A 21,095-nucleotide genomic window follows, 5' to 3' on the forward strand; every position below is an offset into this window, starting at 1 on the left:
CGGGCGAGGGGCGAGGAATCTTTTGGGACTTGTTTTGATGAGCCGACACGACGAACGAATCCGCCGCCGCAAGCGACTGGCGCGCCGCCCACGCGACCGCCGGGGCGTGCTCTTATTGGTGGTGCTCAGCCTGCTCACGCTGTTCTTGTTGCTGGGGACCACGTTCCTGGTGACCGGCAACCAGTACCGCACGGCGAGCTCGGTCGTCGAGAAGGCGAACCGCACCACGTTCCAGCCGGCCGACCTGCTCGACCGCGCGTTGATGCAGCTGCTGCGCGACACGAACAACGGCACGTCGGTCATCCGCTACCACAGCCTGCTGCGCGACCTGTACGGCGTCGACGGCTTCGTCGCCCGCGCGGGCGTCAGCCCGCCGACCGGCGTGAGCCCCACGGAGTTCGCGCCGCACTTCGCCGGCGCGACGAACGCGGACCCGCTGGGGCCGACGAACGGGCAGATCGTCGAGTTCTACGTGCTAGACGACGACACCCGCCCGACGCTGGAGGACCTCGACTTCAACGCGGTCGGCCTCGACTTCGGGTCGGACGGCCTGCCGCTGCCGCACACGCTGGCTCCGACCAACGGCTACTACGAGGGCTGCCTGCTCACGTTCACCGACGGCCCCTGCCGCGGCAGCACCGTGCGCGTGCTGGACTACCAGTACGAGGGCCGGTACTCGTACGGCTACAGCGACCCCACGCGCAGCATCAACATCAACTCCAGCGCGGCGGTCGGGCGGCTGCGGATCGTCGCGCCGCGGCGCTCCGACGGCGCGCGGCTGACGGTCGACGGGTCGGCCGGCTTGGCGATCCGCGAGCTGATCGAGACCGACCGGCTGGGCCGCCGCTTCCTCGTGAACGGCCGCCCCTTCAACGGCGCCGGCGTGGGCTACAACGCGCTGGCGCTCTCCAGCCCGAACCTCGTGCGCCCCGTGCCGCGCCTGTCGGCGATCGAGGCCTTCAGCTTCACCGAGGGGACGGGCGACGACAACTACGGCTTCGAGATCGCGCTCACGCCCAACTCGGTCCACTTCAACGAGTCGCGGGTCGCGCACCTGAAGCCCAACCGGTTTATCGATCCGTGGCAGGAGGGGCTGCAGAACGTGCCGGGCGACCCGGGCAGCGACTACGAGTACCTCAACTACGTGAACGACCTCACGTCGCCGCGCGCGATCCCGCTGTACGGCGGCTTCGCCGGGCCGGGCGACACCGACGAGTCGTACGACGCGCCCGACTACCAGAACATGGCGCTCGCGGCCCAGGCGCTGGAGCCGCAGGCGCGGGGCAAGGTGGTCAACGAGAACGGCGTGTCGGTCGACCCGGCGGCTTACTACGGCAATGCGACCGCCGCGCCGCAGCGGCTGGACCTCGACGCGGTGACGATCCCGTCGTTCCACCGGCCGGCGCTGGCGAACTTCTGGTTCCACCGGCTGGTGAACTGCGAGTGGCTGCAGGGCCAGGTCGGCGACCCCGACCAGCGTGTCCGCGCGGTCCTCGAGCCGTACGACGCCAACGGCGTGCCCCAGTGGGGCCTGAGCGCCAATGCCGCTTTCCAGATTGCGTCGATCAAACGCAAGTTCATCCTCCGCCCGCTCCGTGAGGACCACCCGAACTTCGACGGCAGCAACCTCTTGTCGCGCTACGGGACCACGCTGATGCGCAATGCGCTGGCGGGAGCGCGGCTGGTTAATCGGGCGACCGGCGAGATCACGTTCCCTTCGTGGGAGGTGGCCGGGCCGTGGGACGTGGACAACGACGGCGACGGCGTGCCGGACTCTGTTTGGGTCGACCTCGGCTTGCCGGTCCAGCAGACCGAGGACGGGCGCTGGTACAAGCCGCTGGTGGCGATGCTGGTGGAGGACCTCGACGGCCGGCTGAACCTCAACGCGCACGGCAGCCAAGACGAGCTGGTCCTCGGCGACGGGCTCGACGATTCGAGCGGGCCGGGCAATTGGCTGGGGAACCTGGCGCGCGACCTGAAGCGGGACAACCCCGCGGACCCGGCGACGACGCCGCCGAACTCGCTCGGCTCGAGCGAGCAGCTCGCGTCGGGGGCCGGGTGGGGGCCGGCGGACACGTCGCTGCGGCCGGTGCTCTCGCCGACGCTGCCGCTGGCGAACTTCGCGAACGGCGGCGCCGCCAAGCCGGTGATCCCCGGGACGGCTGTCCAAAGCTTCTCCGGCCACTACCAGTACGACGACTACGCGCGGCTGCTGTTCGGCCGACCCGACCCGGACGCGGCGTCGCGGCAGGTGGCGGCGGCGATCGACGTGGCCGTGCCGTTCGGCCGCTACGGCAGCCTGCCCGGGAGTGAGAACCCCAGCGTGCTGAGGCTCAGCGAGCCGGGCCGCACCACGCGGTTCCTCGGCCAAAGAGCGCAGGTAGCCGCCGGCACGCTCGCGTTCGTCGACCCCGTGACCCGCGACCCCCGTACGCCGCTCGACTTCCTCGGCTACCCGGGGGCCGACGCGGCCACGCCGCTGGGGTTCTTCGCCACCCCGCCCGACCTGCGGGCGCGGTACGCGGAGGCCGGCGCGCTGACGGGCGCCGCTGTCGGCGAGTCGAACCTCAACGCGTTCGACTCGCAGAGCCTCGGCGGCACGCGGCATCTGATCTCGCCGCTCGACTCGCCGTACGAGGTGAACCTGTCGACCAGCAACCGCCGCCTCGCGCCGGCGAGCCTCGACGCGATCCGGCAGAGCTACCAGGCGCAGCAGGCGCCGATCGTCGAGGACGCGCCGTACTCGCCGGCCGAGCTCGAGCGGGTGCTCCGCGCCAACGACGGCGACGCCGACAAGCTGGCCGACCGCTTGTGGAACGTGGTCGACGGGTTCGACCCGGACAAGCTGGCCGCGCAGACGGACGTCAACGACCAGATCGCCGCCGGCCAGAACCACCCGATCAGCAACCAAAACTTCCGCCCGAACTCGCTCCAGAGCATCGTCGCGCAGTCGCAGGCGGCGATCAACCGCCGGGTGGTCACCACCGAGAGCTGGGACCTGCCGGCGCCGAACGAGAACTGGACCGACCGCCTGATCCTCGGCGCCGACGGCTTCCCCGGCGTGCCGTGGATCGACTCGAACGACGACGGCCTCCGCGCGCCGCCCGACCTGGGCGACGACGACGGCGATGGCCTGTACGACGAGGGCGACGAGGCGATCGTCGGCTACGAGGCCGCGCAGGACGCGGCCTACGACACCTTGTTCCAGAATGGCTGCGACGACTACGCCGTCGTGATGCGGGCCACGCCCCCCACGCCGGGGCGGATCCTCGACTACCTGCGTTACCGGGTGGTGCTCGAGTTGAAGCGGAGCAACCCGGTCCGGTTCCCGCCCAACCTGCCGCACACCGACGCGAACCTGTCGGCGGCGGTCAACAACGTCCTCTACGGCGACAACACGCTGGCCGCGAACAACACGGTGCGGTACCAGCAGCCCTACACGTTCGGCGGCATGCTCGCGCCGGAGGTCCTCGCCGGCCGGCGGATGAACCTCAACCGCCCGCTGGGCGACGGCCGCGACAACAACGGCAACGGCGTGGTCGACGAGCCGGACGAGGCGGGCGAGCCGTTCGTCGACGGCAACGGCGACGGCCTCATCGTGAACAACTCCGGCCGGCGCGAGTACCTCGACCTGGACAACAACGCGCTGTTCGCCGGCGAAGCGCCCAGCACGGCCGACGGCGATTACTACCGCGACGCCAACAACGACGGCGGCCTCGACGGCTTCGACCCGGACGACTTCGGCCGCGACAACGTGCCCTTCGTCCGCACCGACTTCTTCTGGAACGACGCCAACGGCGACGGCCAAGTCACCCTCGACGAGGTCCGCCCGTTCGACCACACGCCGGGCGTCGACGCGAACGGCCGCGGCGCGGTTGTGGCGCCCGGCGGCGTGCGGGTCTACGACGACCAGCGGATGGCCCGCCAGCTGTACGCGCGGCACCTGTACTGCCTGATGCTCGCCTTGATGGACGAGAACTACCTGGCGCCGTACGACTCCGAAGACCCGCAGGTGCTGAACTACCTCGACCCTTACAGCGGCCGCCTCTTCCCGGGCGGGGTCCCCTCGCCGGACTCGAGCGTCGCGTTCCGGCTCGCCGCGGAACTGTACGGCGGGGACCACACGGTCGACCCGTCGACCCTCGACGCGGCCCAGAACGCCCGCCGGATCGCCGCGGTGCGTCAGGCGCGGCGCCTTGCGCAGCGGAAGCTGACCTGCCGGAACATCGCGCAGTGGTGCGTGAACGTGGTCGACTTCCGCGACCCGGACGCGATCCAGACCCCCTTCGAGTACGACGAGAACCCGTGGGACGGCTGGAACGTGGTCGACACGGCCGGCACGCCGAACAACCGCAACGACGACGGCGTCTACCCGCTCGACGGCGACCTCACGACCGACGAGAACTACCACCAGGTCCGCCGGATCACGAGCGCGGGGATCGGCGACCCGGTCCGCGTCGACCGCAACGGCGCCCCGCTCACGCCGGCCACCCGGCGGATGCGGATGCTCGACCAGACCCGCGGCGTGGTCTGGGGCGCCGAGCGCCCCGAGGTGCTGCTGACCGAGGGCCTGGCGTGGCACGACCGGCGGCTGGAGGACGAGCCGGGCGACGACGGCACGGTGCTGACCGCTACCGGCGGCGGCGACGACGACGACGACCTCGACCAGAAGCGCAAGCCCAAGGGGCACACGTTCGTCGAGCTCTACAACCCGTGGGAGGCGTCGGGCCAGCAGCCCTCGGAGCTCTACTCGTTTGTGAACCGGGGCGGTCAGCTCGCCGAGTCGGCCGGGATCCGCTTCGACCGGCTGTCGAACGTGCCCGCGGACCGCACCAACCCGCTCATCACCCGCTCGCCGGTGTGGCGGATCGTGTGCGTGGAGGAGCACCCGCTCGTCCGCAACAGCACGTTCTCGGCCGGCCTGGGGGGCGGGCCGCAGGTTTCCGCGTCGGACGACCCGTACCAGCCCAACCTGTACGAGGAGTACCTCGACGTCGACCTGAACCAAGGCCCCTGGGCCTACCCGGTGACGGCCGCCGCGTCGGCCAGCGCCGGCACTGCCGGCGTCGCGCAGCCGGCGATGGCTGCTTCGGACGAGGGCTTCTGGGCCGCGAAGCGGGCCGAGCTGCTGTCGGCCTACGCGACCGAGCGCGACCAAGCGACCGGCGCGCGGCTCGCCGACAGCGACGGCCTGTCCGTGCCGCTGGGGGTCGTCGAGTCGCCACCGACGGTGACCGACACCGCGTTCCCGACCTTCGACCGGCAACGCCAGCCCGGCCGGCCGCCGGGGCCCGGCCAGCCGCCCGCCACGGGCCTGCTGCAGAACATCGAGATCTCGAGCCGAATCGACGGCACGGAGGTCGGCACCGAAGACATCGAGGGCGAGACCGTATCGATCCGGGTGATCGACCAACGCGCCGTCGCGCTGAAGCCAACACGCTACATCGAGCGCGCGTTCTACATGGCGCCCGCCGACCTGTTCGAAACCGGCCCCACCGCGTTCATCCGCCGCGTCGAGCCGAACCTCGTGAACCCCGGCTACCGCATCCCGCAGTTGTCGTACGAGCTGCCGCTGCAGGTCAGCGGCGGCGTGCGGGGCCAGTTCAACCAGCAGGGCCAGCGGCTCGGCGTGCAGGCGTACGCCGCCGCCGGCGGGAGCGGCGTGCGGGTGTCGGCCAACAAGTTCGCCGCGGCGATCGACCACTTCGATCTGGACCGCAACGGCAACAAGCGAGAGATCGTGCCGCTGGCGCCGCTGTTGCCGGGCCGGCACGCGATCGTCGGCACGGCCGGCGCCCTCTACGGCGACGCGAACCTCAACGCGAACGAGCGGATCGACTTCTTCGGGCAAGACGCGCGCGAGCTGTCGCACCGGTACACGACCGTCGTTTCGCACCCCGTTCCCCCGAACAACGACTCCGCTTCCGCGATCAACCTGGGCAGCGGCCCGAAGCAGTATCTCTCGTTCCGCCGCTTCGAGATGGCGCCGCACCCCTCGTCGGACAACCACCAGTTCGCCGTGCGGATGAACGGCTCGTTCGAGTCGACGCTCTTCTCCGCCAACCCGGCGATACCGACCCCGGCGAACGTCGACGTGACCAACTTCAACCTCACCGCCGGCGAGGCGCTGACAACCGGCTTCGCCGCGATCCAGACGACCCGGCCGGTGATCGCGATCCCGATCGACTCGTTCTCGATCTCCGAGCCGCTGGATGGCTACTTGGTGCGTCAGTTGGAGCTCGACCCGTCGCTGGAAAAGGAAGCTCGAGCAACCCGCGCTGGCCGCGCCTACCAGAACGTGCCGGTCGAGGAGTACTTCGAGTCCGGCGCCACCGGCGACGCGAGCCACTTCGACGAGCCGTTCGACCTGCTGCCGGAGCTGATCGAGAACCAGACCACGCCGAACTACCGCTCGCTGCACCTGGAGCGGCTGGCGAACCCTCTGATGCCGTGGAACCCGGAGCCGTTCAAGCCGGACGGCGAGCCGAACGCGCAGCACGTGGCGTCGCTGCCGGTGAACCCCTACCTGCCGGCCGACTCGCACTCGCTCGACCTGACCGCGTTCAACAGCACGGCGAAGCCCGAGGCCGAGAACCAGGTGGCCGCGCCGCAACAGTCGACCAAGACGGTCTATGTGAGCGACGACTACGGCCCCGAAGAGCGGCACCGCCGCCCGCGCGGCTTGCCGCTGCGGGGGCTGGGCCGGATGGAGACCGCCCTCGGCTTCCTCTCCAACGAGCGGGCCCGCCTGGGCAGCCCCTTCGCGGCGCTGACGGCGCTCGAGCCGGTGCGCTTGCTCTGGGGCCAAAACCGGGCGACGACCACCAGCGAGTGGACCCACCCGAACAGCACCAACAACTACAACGCGCAGTCGGGCGACACCGTGACCTCGCTGCAAGCCAACAACCAGGAGCTGCTGAACTACGACACGTACAGCCTGACCGAGCCCGACAGCACGTCCGGCAACCAGTACAAGCAGCTCAACGTCGACTTCCCGTGGCGGATGAGCCTCGGCTTCCTGGACCGCACGTGGGGCGAGTTCTTCGCCGGCAGCCGATTGGTCTGGTCCGGCGACGGCGGCGCCGACGCGCCCGCGCCCGAGAACGTCCGGATCGGCGCCGTCACGCCGATCGGCTCGGCCGAGATCAACGAAGAGCCGCCGGCTGCGGGCCCGCTCGCCGCGAGCGGCTACCCGGCGAACCCGGGCGCGTTGGTCGACAACTCGGCCCCGCCGCGGCTGCACTGGCCCAACCGGCCGTTCGCTAGCGCGGGCGAGCTGCTGCAGGTGCCGGCTTGGAGCGGCTCGCGGAACCTGACGCGTTACTCGGTGTTCGACTGGCTGTACACGGTCAAGCCGGGCTTCGAGCACCGCCAGCAGAAGAACCCGTACAACGGCGAGACCCGCATCCTGCACGACGGGCTGGACTACAAGCCCGGCGCGGCGAACGTCGCGCAGATCAAGGGGGACTCGACCCAGCTCGACGGCGATTACACGAACGACACGGCCGAAGACACCGACAACTTCACCGACGTTGGCGCGACCAACCGCATCCGCTGGCGCGACACGCTGGGGCACTTCGGGCACCTGCTGAACTTCTTCCAGACGGCGCGGTTCCCGTCGTTCGGCGAGACCGGGCAGCAGACGGTCATCCTGAACGGCACGCCGAACGCGACGCCGTCGTTCGTGCCGCGTGGGGCGCCGCACCACTACCGGCTGCTGGACTACGTGTGCGTGCCCTCGGCGTTCACCGCGACGAGCCAGCGGCTCAACTCGGACGTGTTCAGCGCGGCGTCGGTCGCGCCGAACGACCCGCGGGCGGAGCTCGCCGCGCCGTTCAACACGGTGGACGACTACCGCGAGCCGGGCCGCGTGAACCTGAACACGATGGCCGGCCGCCGCGACGCGAACGAGCCGGCCGACTGGTGGAGCGAGACCTACGACGGCCTGATGCGTCGCACGCAGGACGCCGCGCTCGTCGACTACAGCTCGAACACGCTGCTGCTCACCGGCCGGCTCGGCCCCGCGTTCCGCGACGTGGCCCTCAGCCGCCGCGGCTACGTGGCCCCGGACTTCAACCCGACGGCCCCCACGCCGGCGATGGACTACTCCCCCCGCCGGCTGCACCCGGAGTTCCCCACGTTCTACGCGAACCCGTTCCGCGCCCCCGGCGAGGGCGCCAACGTGCCGCTGATCCAGATGGTGCAGACGGGCGTCGACGCCACGATGTTGCGGAGCCACCCGCTCTCGCCCGGCGCCGACGGCGCGTGGGGCGTGCGTGGCCAGGACGACCGGACCGTCAACAAAACGGAGTCCCTCACGAACGACCCCGACCCGGACGCAAACGGCCTCCGCGACGACGCCGGCGAAGCCGGTTTCTTCCAGAACGGTCCGGGTCTGATGCAGGTGAGCGGCTTCGATCAGCCTGTGGCGCAGCGGCTAAGTCGAGACGTCGCGCTCACTCGACTCAACCCGGCGAGCGGCCGCCGCGGAGCGCTGCAAGACACCTTCCTCGAAGACACCTTCCGCGAGGACGCGGGCGACCTGGTCGACATCCGCAACCCGGCGGTCCCGCCGACGGCGATCCCGCGGCCGAACGTCGAGATCAGCAAGCGCGTGACGCCGACGCCGCTGTTCTCGGGCGCGTCGCTCGAGCCGTCGCTCGACACCGAGCGTAACCCGCTGCACCGCTACAGCCCGATCCAGCAGATGGCCGGGCAAGCGACCACACGCTCGGGCGTGTACGCGGTGTGGATCACGATCGGCTTCTTCGAGGTCACGCCCGCCCGAGAGAACCCGCGGATCGTGGAGCGTTACTTCGCGGACCTTGCGAACAACGTGTTCGCGGGCAACACCGACGAGATGCGGGCCCGGGCCGAGGCCATGTTCCACAGCGTGTACCCGGGCGGATGGACGCTCGGGCGCGAGCTCGACTTCGACACCGGCCAAAACCGCCGCCACCGCGGGTTCTATATCGTCGACCGCACGCGGCCGGTCGCGTTCCGCCCGGGCGAGGACGCCAACGCCGACGAGGCCGTGCTCCTGCGGAGGCGGATCGAGTGACGGCCGACGGAACGCCGCCGCCGCAGACCCCACCGACAAACGGCCCCGCGCCGCGCCGCCGGCGCCGCCTGGACGGGCTGGCGGGGCTTGCGCTGGTGGTGCTAGCGACGGTCGCCGTGGCGGCGCTGCTGGAGCGGTTCACCCGTCCCGCCGACGGCGGCGCCTACGGCCCGTACCCGCTGCCGCCGCTGCTGGCGGAGGGCTGGATCAACACGCCCGACGGGAGCCCCACACGAGAGTCGCTGCGAGGCAAGCACGTGGTCGTCGACAGCTGGGCGACCTGGTGCGGGCCGTGCGTGGCGTCGCTCCCGCGGCTAGCCGAGTTCCACCAGCGGTGGCGCGACCGCGGCGTGGCGGTGATCGGCCTCACCTCGGAGCCGGCCAGCTCCGCCGAGGCGATCCGCGACCTGGCCGACCGCGTCGACGGCATGACATGGCCCATCGGCTACGGCGCCGGCATGCTGAACGACCAGCTCGGCGTGACGATGCTGCCCACCTACACGCTCTACGGCCCCGACGGCATGAGCCTGTGGCGGGGCGGCTCGGTCGACGCGCTCGAGCGGGAGCTCGCCTCGCGGCTGTAGGTCGCTGCGCGACGGGCTTCGGGCTTCAGGCTTCGGGGGGCCAGCGCTTCCCGAAGCCCGAAGCCCGAAGCCTGAAGCCCGAGGCCTCCCCCCCCGCCACATCGATCTTGCCGCCCCGCGGCGGCCGGCGTTATCGTCCCAGCCGACCGGCCCTGCGCCCTCGGCGAGGGGCGGGTCGCGCTGGTCGGCGGCGGGCGCCACGGAAGGCGGCCCGATCCCCGGTTTCCGGCGACGCCAAGGAAGGAACCACATGGCAACAGACAACCAGCCGAAGTCGGCGACGCTGCGGGAACTCGCCCAGATGGTCGGCGGCCGCGTCGAGGGCGACCCCGAGACCCCGGTCGCCAGCGCATGGCCGCCGGAAGACTGCGACCGCGATTCGATCACGCTGGTGGACCGGACCGAGAGCCTGCCGCGGCTGGCCGGCTGCCCCGCGGCGGCCGTGGTCGCCCCGCTGGATGGGCCAGCGACCGGCCGGCCGACGATCCGCGTGGCGAGCGTCCACAAGGCGTTCGCGGCGATCGTGCGCCATTTCCGGCCCGACACCACCCGGCGGATCAGCGGCATCCACCCCACGGCCGTGGCGCCGCCGTCGGCCGAGTTCGGCCGCGACGTGTCGATCGGCGCCGGCGCGGTGATCGGCGAGCACGTGGTCTTGGCCGACGGCGTGACGATCGGCGCCGGCTGTGTCGTCGGCGACGGCTGCCGCGTGGGCGAGTCGACCTGGCTCGCGTCGCGTGTGACGCTCTACCCGGGGACCCTCGTGGGCGAGCGTTGCCGCCTGCACAGCGGCGCGGTGATCGGCGCCGACGGCTTTGGCTACCGCCAAGAAGCGGGCCGCCACGTGCTGGCGCCGCAGCTCGGCACGGTCGAGATCGGCGACGACGTCGACGTCGGCGCGAACACCTGCATCGACCGCGGCGTGTACGGCCCCACGCGTATCGGCGACGGCGCCAAGATCGACAACCTCGTGCAGATCGGCCACAACTGCCGCATCGGCCGCCACAACCTGCTGTGCTCGCAAGTCGGCATCGCCGGCAGCACCACCACGGGCGACTACGTGGTGATGGCCGGGCAGGTGGGCGTGCGGGACCACGTTCACATCGGCAAGGGGGCGGTCCTCTCGGCCATGGCGGGCGTGTCGAACGACGTGCCCGACGGCGAGGTCATGCTCGGCGCGCCGGCCACGCCGCTCCGCGAGCAGAAACTAAAGTTCGCCGCGATCGCCAAGCTGCCCCAGCTCCGCAAGGAGTTCCGCGAGCTGAAGCGCCAGGTCGCCAGGCTGCAAGCGGCCGTGACGGGCGCGGGCCAGGCCGGCGACGAACCCTCCGTTCAGGCCGAAGAAAAACGTGCCGCTTGAGAAGTTGGACGACAACTCTACCAAGCCGGTCGGCGTGCTCGCCGCGTGGGGGCGTCTGCCGATCGTGGTGGCCCAGAGCCTCCGCGCCGAAGGCCGCCGGGTGGTCTGCCTCGGCGTGCGGGGCCACGCGCGGCGCGAGGACTACGACGCCCTCGCCGACGCGTTCTACTGGATCGGCCCCAGCCGCTTGGGCAAGGCGATCCGCTTGTTCCGCCGCCACGGCGTGCTGCAAGCAACCATGGCCGGCAAGTTCCACAAGGTCCGCCTGTACGACCCCGGCATGTGGCTCCGCTACGCGCCCGACCCGACCGGCGCGAGGGCGTTCTACCGGAGCTTCGTGACGCGCAGCGCGGACCGGCGCGACGACACGCTGCTAGGCCGGATCGTCGAGGTCTTTGCCGAGGGAGGCGTCACCATGCGACCGGCCACCGATTTCGCCCCGGAGTTATTGGTCCGCGAGGGCCATGTCGCGGGGCCGGCCCCGTCGGCCGCGCAGCGCACGGACATCGAGTTCGGCTGGCGCTTGGCGCGCGAGATGGGGCGGCTCGACGTGGGTCAGAGCGTGTGCGTGAAGGGCCAGGCGGTGCTCGCCGTCGAGGCGATCGAGGGGACCGACTTGTGCATCGGCCGCGCGGGCCAGCTGTGTCGGGGCGGGGGCTTCACCGTGGTCAAGGTCGCCAAGCCGCAGCAAGACATGCGGTTCGACGTGCCCACGGTCGGCCTCCGCACGCTCCGCACCATGCGGGAGGCCGGCGGCCGCGTGCTCGCCATCGAGGCCGACCGCACGATCCTGCTCGACCAGGACGCGTTCCGGCGCGAGGCCGCGCGCATGGGGGTGACGGTCGTCGCCCTGCGGTCGGCCGCAGACTGCTTGCCGCTCGCCGCCTGAGGCGCAGCGGGCGACTGCGGGCTAGCGGCGCCGAAGATAGGCCGTCCGCGTAACCTACGCAGGTAGAAAAGGCCCTATAACCATCAGCGGGTCGCTGATCAGGCAGCTTTTCCTGAGCGCTTTCGTTGAGGGGCCAGCGACCCCTGTTTAGGATGAAGCGGAACAGAGAGCCTCGCCGGCGGGTGGTCCCCGGTGAGCCCCAGCCCACTTCGCAGAGGCCGCGAAGGGGGCGACTTGCGAAACGTTTGGAGTGCTCGTGACCCTGACGAACGTTTGAAGCCCTTCCCACTGGGCCAATCCTGGTCGAGCCCCGCGGCCCGACAGGCCGCCGTGGCGAAAGCCGCAGAGAAAGCCGTAGTGGAAGCCGCAGAGAAATCAGCGTGGAGAGCTTCAAGCGCGGGCCGACGGCCGCCGGTTAGGCGGCGCCAAGGCCCAGCGTAACGACACTCCCCGAGGCGGGCCGAGGCGGCTCGCTGACATCGGCCGGAGGCTGCCGCCGACACGCAAGACACGCGTGGCGCCGGCCGACCCGAGGCGACGGGGCACAGAGACAGGCATGCCGACCACGGCGTCCGATCCGCGAACGACCTCTCCTCTCGACCGCTTGACCAGCCGGCCCGCCGACCAGGCCGGGTCGTGGGTCTTGGGCGAAAGCCCGCGCATGCGGCAGATCGCACGGCACGCCGAGCGCGCCGCCGAGGTGCAGTGCACGGTCCTGCTGACCGGCGAGACCGGCGTCGGCAAGGAGGTCTGGGCCAGGGCCGTCCACGAGCTCAGCCCCCGCGCTAAGCGGCCCTTCGTGCCGGTCAACTGCGCGGCCCTCACGGCGACTCTCGCCGAGAGCCAACTCTTCGGCCACGAGAAGGGCGCCTTCACCGGCGCGGCGGGGCAGAGCCTCGGTGTGTTCCGCGCTGCCGAAGGGGGCGTGGTCTTCCTCGACGAAGTCGGCGAGATGCCCCTCGAGTTGCAGCCCAAGCTCCTCCGTGTGCTGCAAGAGAGCGAGGTCACCCCGGTCGGCTCGGCCCACCCGCAGCGGATCGACGTGCAGGTGGTCGCCGCCACGAACCGCGACCTCGAGCAAGAGGTCGCCGAGGGCCGCTTCCGCGAGGACCTCTACTACCGCCTGAACATGGTGGAGCTGCGGGTGCCGGCGCTGCGCGAGCGGGTCGAAGACATCCCGCGGCTGGTGGAGTTCTTCTCCGAGAAGTACGCGGCGAAGTACTCACGCCCCCGCTGGCGTCCGACGCCCCAGCGGCTGGCCGAGTTCTGCGAGTACCCTTGGCCGGGCAACCTGCGACAGCTCTCGCACGCGATCGAGCAGGGCTACGTGCTGGACTGCGAGCCCTCGCTGCCGGTCACCCGACGCACCGCGTCGGCCGACGCCGCGCTGCCGTGCACGAACCTCGATCGCCTACGCGGCATGGCGCTGCGGCAGGCGCTGCGGGCGACGGGCGGGCACAAGGGGCGGGCGGCCGAGTTGCTCGGCGTGCACCCGAACACGCTCACCCGGCTGCTCGCTCAGCACGCCGACGACGAGGCCTGAATGCCGGCGCCGCAGGGCCGCGTCACACGAGTGGTCACTCTGCGGGCGGCAGGCGGCGGCCGTAGTTCTCGCGCCACAAGAGCTGGTCGTCTTGTTCGACGCGGCCGTCGTAGTCGCCGTCGGCCGATTGGCCGGGCGCCACGTCGGACCCCAGCGCGTCGCGCCAGACGGTCGCGTCGGCCGCGTTGACGGCCCCGTCGCGGGTGTAGTCCCCCGGCAGGGCCGCGCCGGGTTCGGCCATGACGAAGGCTTGGGCCTCGACCGGGTCGCCGTTGGCGGTCTCGTGGCGAGCGGCGACGTGCGCGCCCTTCGGAATCGGCGTGGGCAGCCGCACCGCTTGGCGGAAGAGCCCGATGCCGCGGCGGTCTTGGACCACCAGCCCGAGCTCCCCGGTCGCGGCGGTGTGGGCTATTTGCAGACCGAGGGCTTCGAGCGGCTCGTCGGCCCGGCCGAGCGGCGCCGCCGGCAGGCGGAAGAGCGTTTCGCCGGCGCCGCCGTTGAGCCGAACCAGTTCGGCCGACCGGGGCCGGCCCTCCGCCAGGGCGACCCGTAGCTCATAGCCAGCTTGTTGGTTCTTGTCGGCGACCCGCAGCGACAGCACGCTTGTGTCCCGGCTGACCGGCGCGTGGAGGCACGCCAGGAAGTCTTCCCCGGGGCCCACCGGTTCGTCGGAGAGCTCGCGTGCGGCGCCGTCGCCGGGCAGTTCGACCTGGCGGGCGTCGGCGAGCGGGTCGGTCGCGATGCTCTCGGCAAGGCGTCGCACGTCGGCGCCCGCGCCGCGCGTCCGTGCGACGTGCTCCAGCAGCCGCCTGCCGTGCCAACGGCGGAGGGCTTCGATCCGGTCGGGGGTCATGCCGTAGCGCGCGGCGTGCTCGGCGCCCGACTCGTGGAGCAGGTTGTGGTGCTCCCCGGGATCGTTCTGGCGGTCGTACAGCTCGCCCGAGCCGTCGTCGTAGAAGACCACGCGGAAGCGGTGGCTGCGCACGGCTTGGGCCGAGCCGCCGGACGAAGTGACGACCGCCGCGCCGGGCTCGGCGATCGGGTCGGCGACCAGGCGGAGCAAGGTCCTGCCTTCGATCGACGCGGGCGGCTCGACGCCGGCCAAGTCCAGGAGCGTGGGCGCGACGTCGGCCAGCGAGACCGGGCTCGCGATCCGTTGGCCCGGCGGGATGAGGCCCGGGGCATAAAGCAACAGCGTCGCGCCGGTCGACGCTTCCCAGGCAGTCGTTTGTGCCCACACGCCCTTCTCGCCGAGCGACATCCCCCGAGGCGACAACAGCACGACCGCCCAGTCGTTGCCGGGGTCGAAGTCGTTGTTCATCGCTTCGACGGCGTCGACGATCGGGCCGATCGCGTCGTCGGCTAGGGCGTAGCTGGCCAGGTAGGCTTGGATAGCGGTCCGCCAAGCGAGGTCCGAGTCCGGCGTCGCCCGAAGCAACCGCTGGTGCACGCCGGTCAGCCCCGGCCGCTCGGTGGACTGGGGCTGCTCAGCGGGCGGAGGCAGATCGTCGCGGTCGTCGGCTGGCGACTCGGGGGGCGTGATCCCGTCGAGGGGAAACCGATCGTAGAAGTCGGCCGGCGCGACCCACGGCAGGGCGGGGGCCGACAAGCCGACGGCGAGGAACATCGGCTCGGCGCCCCGGGGCCGGTTGGCGATCTGCTCGGCCGCCCAAATGCCAGCCAACCGATCGTCGAGCGAGTTGGTGAGGTCCTCCCTGGCGAGCGGCGAACGGTCGTCCGCGCCGTCGGTCGTGGGCACGAGCCGCGCCCAACTCAACCCGCCAGCCCCTCCTTCGCCGATCGCCCACTCCTGCGGCACGACACGGTGCGGCTCGGCGGCGTCGCGGCGGAAGGGCCTGACCTCGTCCCAGGCCGCGCCGGGTGGGGCTTCGGCCTCGGGACTGGCGCGTGGCCGGTCTTGCTCAGCAAGCCCGGTCGCCTTGGTGACGTAGCCTTGTTGTTTGAGGAGCGCCGAAACGGTCGGGACGCCCCCGGGCGGGGCTGGCTCTTGGCCGCCAGAGCCGGCGCCGTAGCCAGACACGCCGGTCATCACGGCCGCTCGCGACGCGGGCGTGGCCTGGGCCGCCGTGAAGACCGCCCCCTTGGCGGCGAGCCGCGAGAGATGCGGCGCAAACTCGGACCGTGCTTGCTCATCGGTCAGCAGGCCGGCGAGGCGGTCGGGCTGGCCGATGAAGTTGCTAAGGTCGTCGACGACGACCAGCACGACGTTCCGCGGCCCTTGGGCTGCCGCGCCGGCGCCGCTCAGGCCAGCCAGCACGGTGGCGACCGCGAGGGCAACGCAAAATCGAGTCTTTTCGTGCTCCACCTTCGAGCTTCCTTGGCCGGTAGGTCGTCGGGATCGAATCGGTCGCAGCCAAACGAGCGCGGGGCAAGTAAAGTAGCGGTGCTCGACCTCGCCGCTCGCCCACGCTACCGATCGCATCGGACCGAAGTATGCCCCTGGCCGCCAACCGCATCGCTACGCTGGTCGCCCTCTCGTTGGTCGCCGCGTGGTCGGATGCGAGCGACCCGCGCCCGAACGTGCTGCTGTGCGTGGCCGACGACTGGTCCTACGGCCACGCCGGCGCGTACGGCTGCGACTGGGTCGACACGCCCGCGTTCGACCGGGTCGCCCGCGAGGGCCTGCTGTTCCGCCGATTCTACACGCCCAACGCCAAGTGCGCACCGTCGCGTGCGTGCCTGCTCACGGGGCGGAACTCGTGGCAGCTCGGCGCGGCGGCGAACCACTCGGCGATCTTCCCGCCCGAGTACAAGGGCTTCGTCGAGGCGCTCCGCGACGCGGGGTACCGGGTCGGCTACACGGGCAAGGGCTGGGCGCCCGGCTGGGCCGAGACCGCCGACGGCCGGCCGCGCGAGCTGACCGGCGAGCGCTTCGCCGACCGCCGCCTCGACCCGCCGACGAAGGGCATCTCGGAGAACGATTACGCGGGCAACTTCTCAGACTTCCTCGAGGCCGCCGGCTCGGCGCCTTGGTGCTTCTGGTACGGCTCGCTCGAGCCGCACCGCGGGTACGAGTACGGGTCGGGCGCGCGGCTCGCCGGGAAGACGACCGACCAGATCGACCGTGTGCCCGGCTACTGGCCCGACAACGAGGTCGTGCGGAACGACCTGCTCGACTACGCGCTCGAGGTGCAGCACTTCGACGAGCACGTGGGGCGGATGCTCGAGCTGCTCGGAGCCCGCGGCGAGCTCGACCGCACGCTGGTGGTGGTCACCTCGGACCACGGGATGCCGTTCCCGCGCGGCAAGGGGCAGGCGTACGAGGAGTCCAATCACGTTCCGCTCGCGGTCCGTTGGCCCGACGGGATCGAAGCGCCGGGGCGCACCGTCGGTGGCTTCGCTTCTATGATCGACCTCGCGCCGACGGTGCTCGAGGCGGCCGGCGTCGACGCGGAGGAAACCGGGATGGCCGCGATCACGGGACAGAGTCTGACGGATCGCTTCGGGTCGGCCGACGGCGGTGAGGGGCCGCGGGGCGGCGTGCTGATCGGCAAAGAGCGCCACGACGTGGGGCGGCCGCACGACGAGGGCTATCCGATACGCGGCGTCGTCACCGCCCGCTGGCTTTATCTGCGCAACCACGAGCCCGACCGCTGGCCGGCGGGCAACCCCGAGGCCGGGTACCCGAATTGCGACGCCAGCCCGACCAAGACCGTGGTGCTCGACGCGTTTGGGCAGCCGGGCGGCTCACGGTTTTGGGAGCTGTGCTTCGGCAAGCGCCCGGCCGACGAGCTGTACGACCTCAAGAACGACCCGGACTGCATCGACAACCTCGCGACCGACGCGGGCTACGCCGACGTGGTCCAGCAACTGCGAAGCGAGATGCAGCGCCGCTTGGCCGAAGAGGGCGACCCGCGGATGCGGGGGGAGGGTCGTCTGTTCGACGACTACCCGTACAGCAGCCCCGCGACGCGCGGCTTCTACGAGAAGCTGACCTCCGGCCAGGCGCCGGAGGCCCCTTGGATCGACGCGGCGGACTACCGCCCCGAGCAGAACCCCGACTTCGAGCCGAGCCCCGCCTACCAAAGGCCTTGAGCCGCCGGCGCGAGCGGCTCAAAGGTTTGCCCGCGGCTAGCGCCTTCGGGTCGGGGAGGGCGTCGCTCTAGAAGACTTCGGCGTCGGCGAGCAGGTCGATCGACAGCGCGGGCCGCAGGCGGTGCACGAGGTTCCAGCGCAGCGCGTGGCGGTAGGCGTCGCTCGGCAGCCGGGCGTCCTCCAGGGCGACGAAGTAGGACGCGCCGCGGGCGAGCGGGTGGGCGATCCGCTGCGCGAGTTGCTCGTGCAGGTTGTCGGCTTCGCCGACGTAGACCGCGGCGCCGTCGGCGGGCTTCGGGCCCGTCACGATCGCGTAGACGCCGCCGGCGTCGCGCAGCGGCTGGATCGCACGCGGGGTGAGCTTGCGCGCGCGGCTGTCGGCGAGTTGATCGACCAACTTGTCGACGACGTACCCCCAGCGGCTGGCCTCTTCCTTGTGCGACTTGGCCGCCTTGCGGAGCCGCAACGCGGCCCAGCGGCACAAGGCCGGGTCTTCGCCCGGCGCCCCCTTGGCGGCCGCGCGATCGAAGGTGGCCGCCGTGGCGGGGTCGCTCAGCAGCTGGTCGAGCGAGCGGCCGGCGTGCTTCGTCCTGGCCCGCGCCCACGCGGTCTCGCCGGCGACCATCGCGGCGGCCGAGACCCCGCCGGGGCGGTCCGCCTTGGAGGGTTGGTCGTTCGGAGCCGAGGCTTTCAAGAGGCCCGCCTTGCGCAGCTTGAGCAGCTCGCGGTTCCAGTCGGCCGGGCCGCCGAGCAAGCCGGCCTCCTCGCACCGCTCGTGCAGCGCCGCTTGCAGGTCGGCGCGGCACAGCAGCCAGTCGAGCGACGCGCCGCCGGCGGCCGCGTGGAACGCGTCGACGAGCGCCTGCCGCGTCAGCTCTCGCAGCTCCTGACCCGCCCCGCCCGGCCGGGCGGGGGCGGGGGCGGGGGGCGGCGCCGCGTGGCCGTTGGCCGAGGCCTCTTCGGCCATCGGGTGGCCCTTCAGGCGACGGCCCTTGGCGGTGGTCGGCGCGCTGCGGACCGGGTCGGCGGGGCCGCACAGCGGGTCCCCTTCGGCGACCGACCGCACGCGATCGGTCCCGTAGCGCACGTAGTCGCGCGAGAGCTCGAACCCCATCCACCGCCGGCCGAGCTTCTTGGCGACCGCCAGCGTGGTGCCGCTGCCGGCGAACGGGTCGAGCACGAGCTGGCCTTCGTTCGAGCTGACACGCACGATCCGCCCGATCATCTGCTCTGGCATCTGGCAGCCATGGAAGCCCTGCCGCTCCTTGAACGTGCCGGCGACACGGCTGAAGTACCACGTGTCGTCTTGCGGGTGGAACGCGTCGGGATCGTCGCGGAGGTCCTGGGGACGGAGGACGAAGTCAGGCTGGAGGGACCGGGATGCAAGAGAGTCTTCCTCTGGCCTCCCGTCTCCGGGCTCCGGCCTGACAAGCCACGTGTCGTCGGGCAGGCGGCCGGTGGGGTTCGCGCGGCGGTCGCCGTAGACCAGCGCGCGGGCCGACGGGACGCGGATGGCCGGGTCGGCCGCGTTGAACGTGTGCCGCTCTTCGTCCTTGATGAAGTGCAGCAGGTGCGCGTGCGAGCGGTTGAACTTGCGGGTGCAGTTCTGGCCGAACGTGTAGTACCACACGACCCAGTTGCGGGTCGTGAAGCCGATGCGCCGCGCGGCGACCTTCAGCTCCGCGGCGTACTCGTCGCCGATGGCGAGCCAGAACGCGCCGGTCGGCTTGACCACGCGGTAGAGCTCGGCGATCCACCGCTCGCACCAAGCGAGGTAGACCTCGTCCTCGTGGCGGTCGTGGTACTCGTCGTACTTGAAGCCGATGTTGTACGGCGGGTCGGCGAACGCCAGGTCGACCGACTCGTCGGGCACGCGGCGGAGGAGCTCCACGCAGTCGCCCTGGTGGATCGCGCCGGGGGCGGGGGCCGCGGCGTGCGCTCCGGCGCCGGTCGACACGGGCCTGCGGGCGGGGGACGAGTGGGCCGGCGGGGCGGCGGCTTCTTCCGTGAGGCTGGGCATCCGCCGAGCGTACCAGAACGCCCGGTGTGCTAGCAACGACCTTGCGGACCGAGCGGGCGAACACGGTGTTGCCTGGGCTCGGCGCCGACTGCCCTCCAAGCGAGTGTCGTTCCAACGGCTTGGCGGAAGAGAGCACGGCGATGTTCGCCAGAACGGCGCTACGACAGCTCGCCCGCAAGCTCCGCCGCGATGAGCTCGTCACTCGTTTGCGCGCGGCGGATCAGGCGAGCCGCGCCGCCGTCGATCAGCACCTCGGCGCACAGCGGCTTGCTGTTGTAATTGCTCGCCATCGTGTAGCCGTAAGCCCCGGCGCAGCCGATCACCAGCAGGTCGCCGACCGCCGGGCGGGGCAGGGGGCGCGGTTCGACGTAGCCCCCTTCGGCCTGGGTGAACACGTCGCCGGACTCGCACAACGGCCCGGCGACGACGAAGGCTTCGCCGTCGAGGCTGGAGGCTGCAGGCTGGAGGCCGGAGGGTCCGCCCGCTAAGTCACTTGCGCTTCCTCCGGCCTCCGGCCTCCGGCCTCCCGCCTGTCGAGGGGCGACCGCCACCGGGTGGTAAGCGCCGTACATGGCCGGGCGGACGAGGTTGTTGAAGCCGGCGTCGACCAGAACGTAGTTGAGGTCGCCTTGCCGCTTGACCGCGCGGACCTCGGTCACGAGCACGCCCGACTCGGCGACCAGGTAGCGTCCCGGTTCGATCTCGAGCGCGACCGGGTGGCCGAAGGCCTCTTCGAGGCGCCGTCGGAAGCCGTCGGAGGTCTTGTAGTAGGCGGCCACGTCGACCGTCGGCTCGTCGCCCCGGTAGGGGACCGACAAGCCGCCGCCGACGCTCACGGTGCGGACCGAAGGCCCGACTTCCGAGGCTAGTCGCTCGATCGCCCCGCCGACGCGGCCGAGGTGGTCCATGTCGGTCCCCGAGCCGATGTGCATGTGCACGCCCGTCACGCGGAGCCCCCAGCGCTCGCAGCGCCGGAGGCAGTCGCCCACGTCGGCGTGCCACACGCCGTGCTTGGAGCCCTCGCCGCCGGTGTTGACCTTCTGGCTGTGGCCGTGGCCGAAGCCGGGGTTGATCCGCAGCGTGACGCCGCGCTCGCGCCCCAACGCGCGGCAACGCTCGCCGTACTGGTCGATCATGTCGGGCGAGCCGCAGTTGACCGGCAGGTCGTGCTCGACGACCGCGTCGAGGCTCGCGTGGTCGAACACGTCGGCCGTGTACACGATCGCCGGGTGGTGGCCCGCGCGGAGGGCCGCGTCGTCGTGGTCCTGGGGCGAGGGGCGGTAGCCGGCCGCCAGGGCCCTAGCGACCTCGCCGGCGCTGACCGCGTCGACCACCACGCCGGCCTCGCGCATCAGGCCCAGCACGGCGAGGTTGGAGTTCGCCTTCTGCGCGTAGCGGACCACGTCAAACGCGGCGAGGTCCGCCACGCGGCGGCGGATCAGGGCCGCGTCGTACGCGTAGACCGGCGTGCCGAACTCCTCGGCCAAGCGCCGGATCGGCACGCCCGCAAAGTGGTCGACGGTGCTCGGCAGCGGCTGGCTCAAGGAGAGGGGCTCGTGCGGGAGCGCGGAGGGGGGCTCCG

Annotated in this window: 9 protein-coding genes; 6 read left to right on the top strand and 3 right to left on the bottom strand. The window is 71.6% G+C overall.

Annotated features, from left to right (window positions below):
• Positions 1 to 37: 37 nt before the first annotated feature.
• The 5 genes from RIC11_RS15515 (at position 38) to RIC11_RS15535 (ending at position 13,437) form a co-directional block, all read left to right on the top strand.
• Positions 38 to 9,061, top strand: coding sequence for a hypothetical protein (locus RIC11_RS15515; protein WP_350212900.1), 9,024 nt, complete (start codon positions 38 to 40; stop codon positions 9,059 to 9,061).
• Positions 9,058 to 9,645, top strand: a complete 588-nt coding sequence (locus tag RIC11_RS15520; RefSeq protein ID WP_350212902.1) for a TlpA disulfide reductase family protein — start codon at positions 9,058 to 9,060, stop codon at positions 9,643 to 9,645. Before RIC11_RS15515 ends, RIC11_RS15520 begins: the two co-directional genes overlap by 4 nt.
• Positions 9,646 to 9,895: 250 nt before the next feature.
• On the top strand, positions 9,896 to 11,005 hold the full coding sequence (gene lpxD, locus RIC11_RS15525) for a UDP-3-O-(3-hydroxymyristoyl)glucosamine N-acyltransferase (RefSeq protein ID WP_350212904.1): 1,110 nt from the start codon (positions 9,896 to 9,898) through the stop codon (positions 11,003 to 11,005).
• Positions 10,995 to 11,894 carry an LpxI family protein gene (locus tag RIC11_RS15530; protein WP_350212905.1) on the top strand — a complete coding sequence of 300 codons (900 nt, stop codon included), beginning with the start codon at positions 10,995 to 10,997 and terminating at the stop codon, positions 11,892 to 11,894. The genes lpxD and RIC11_RS15530 overlap by 11 nt, the downstream gene beginning before the upstream one ends.
• A gap of 556 nt (positions 11,895 to 12,450) precedes the next feature.
• Positions 12,451 to 13,437 (top strand): sigma-54 interaction domain-containing protein, encoded by a 987-nt coding sequence (locus tag RIC11_RS15535; protein ID WP_350212907.1) that lies wholly within the window; start codon positions 12,451 to 12,453, stop codon positions 13,435 to 13,437.
• A 34-nt stretch (positions 13,438 to 13,471) separates the two neighbouring features.
• Here the strand turns inward: RIC11_RS15535 and RIC11_RS15540 are convergent, their stop codons facing one another.
• Positions 13,472 to 15,763: a sulfatase-like hydrolase/transferase gene (locus RIC11_RS15540; RefSeq protein WP_350212908.1), complete on the bottom strand. Its 2,292-nt coding sequence runs from the start codon at positions 15,761 to 15,763 to the stop codon at positions 13,472 to 13,474.
• Between the two features lie 128 nt (positions 15,764 to 15,891).
• On the opposite strand from RIC11_RS15540, the gene RIC11_RS15545 reads away from it, so the two are divergent.
• Positions 15,892 to 17,493: a sulfatase family protein gene (locus RIC11_RS15545; RefSeq protein WP_350212910.1), complete on the top strand. Its 1,602-nt coding sequence runs from the start codon at positions 15,892 to 15,894 to the stop codon at positions 17,491 to 17,493.
• A gap of 67 nt (positions 17,494 to 17,560) precedes the next feature.
• Here RIC11_RS15545 and RIC11_RS15550 read toward each other — a convergent pair whose 3' ends face one another.
• Both RIC11_RS15550 and lysA read right to left on the bottom strand, forming a co-directional pair.
• Positions 17,561 to 19,513 (bottom strand): DNA-methyltransferase, encoded by a 1,953-nt coding sequence (locus RIC11_RS15550; protein ID WP_350212912.1) that lies wholly within the window; start codon positions 19,511 to 19,513, stop codon positions 17,561 to 17,563.
• Positions 19,514 to 19,671: 158 nt separating this feature from the next.
• Entirely contained in the window at positions 19,672 to 21,057 is a 1,386-nt protein-coding gene (lysA, locus tag RIC11_RS15555; protein WP_350212914.1) for a diaminopimelate decarboxylase, read from the bottom strand.
• Positions 21,058 to 21,095: the final 38 nt, after the last annotated feature.

The organism is Botrimarina sp. (assembly GCF_040219535.1).
GTDB lineage: Bacteria > Planctomycetota > Planctomycetia > Pirellulales > Lacipirellulaceae > Botrimarina.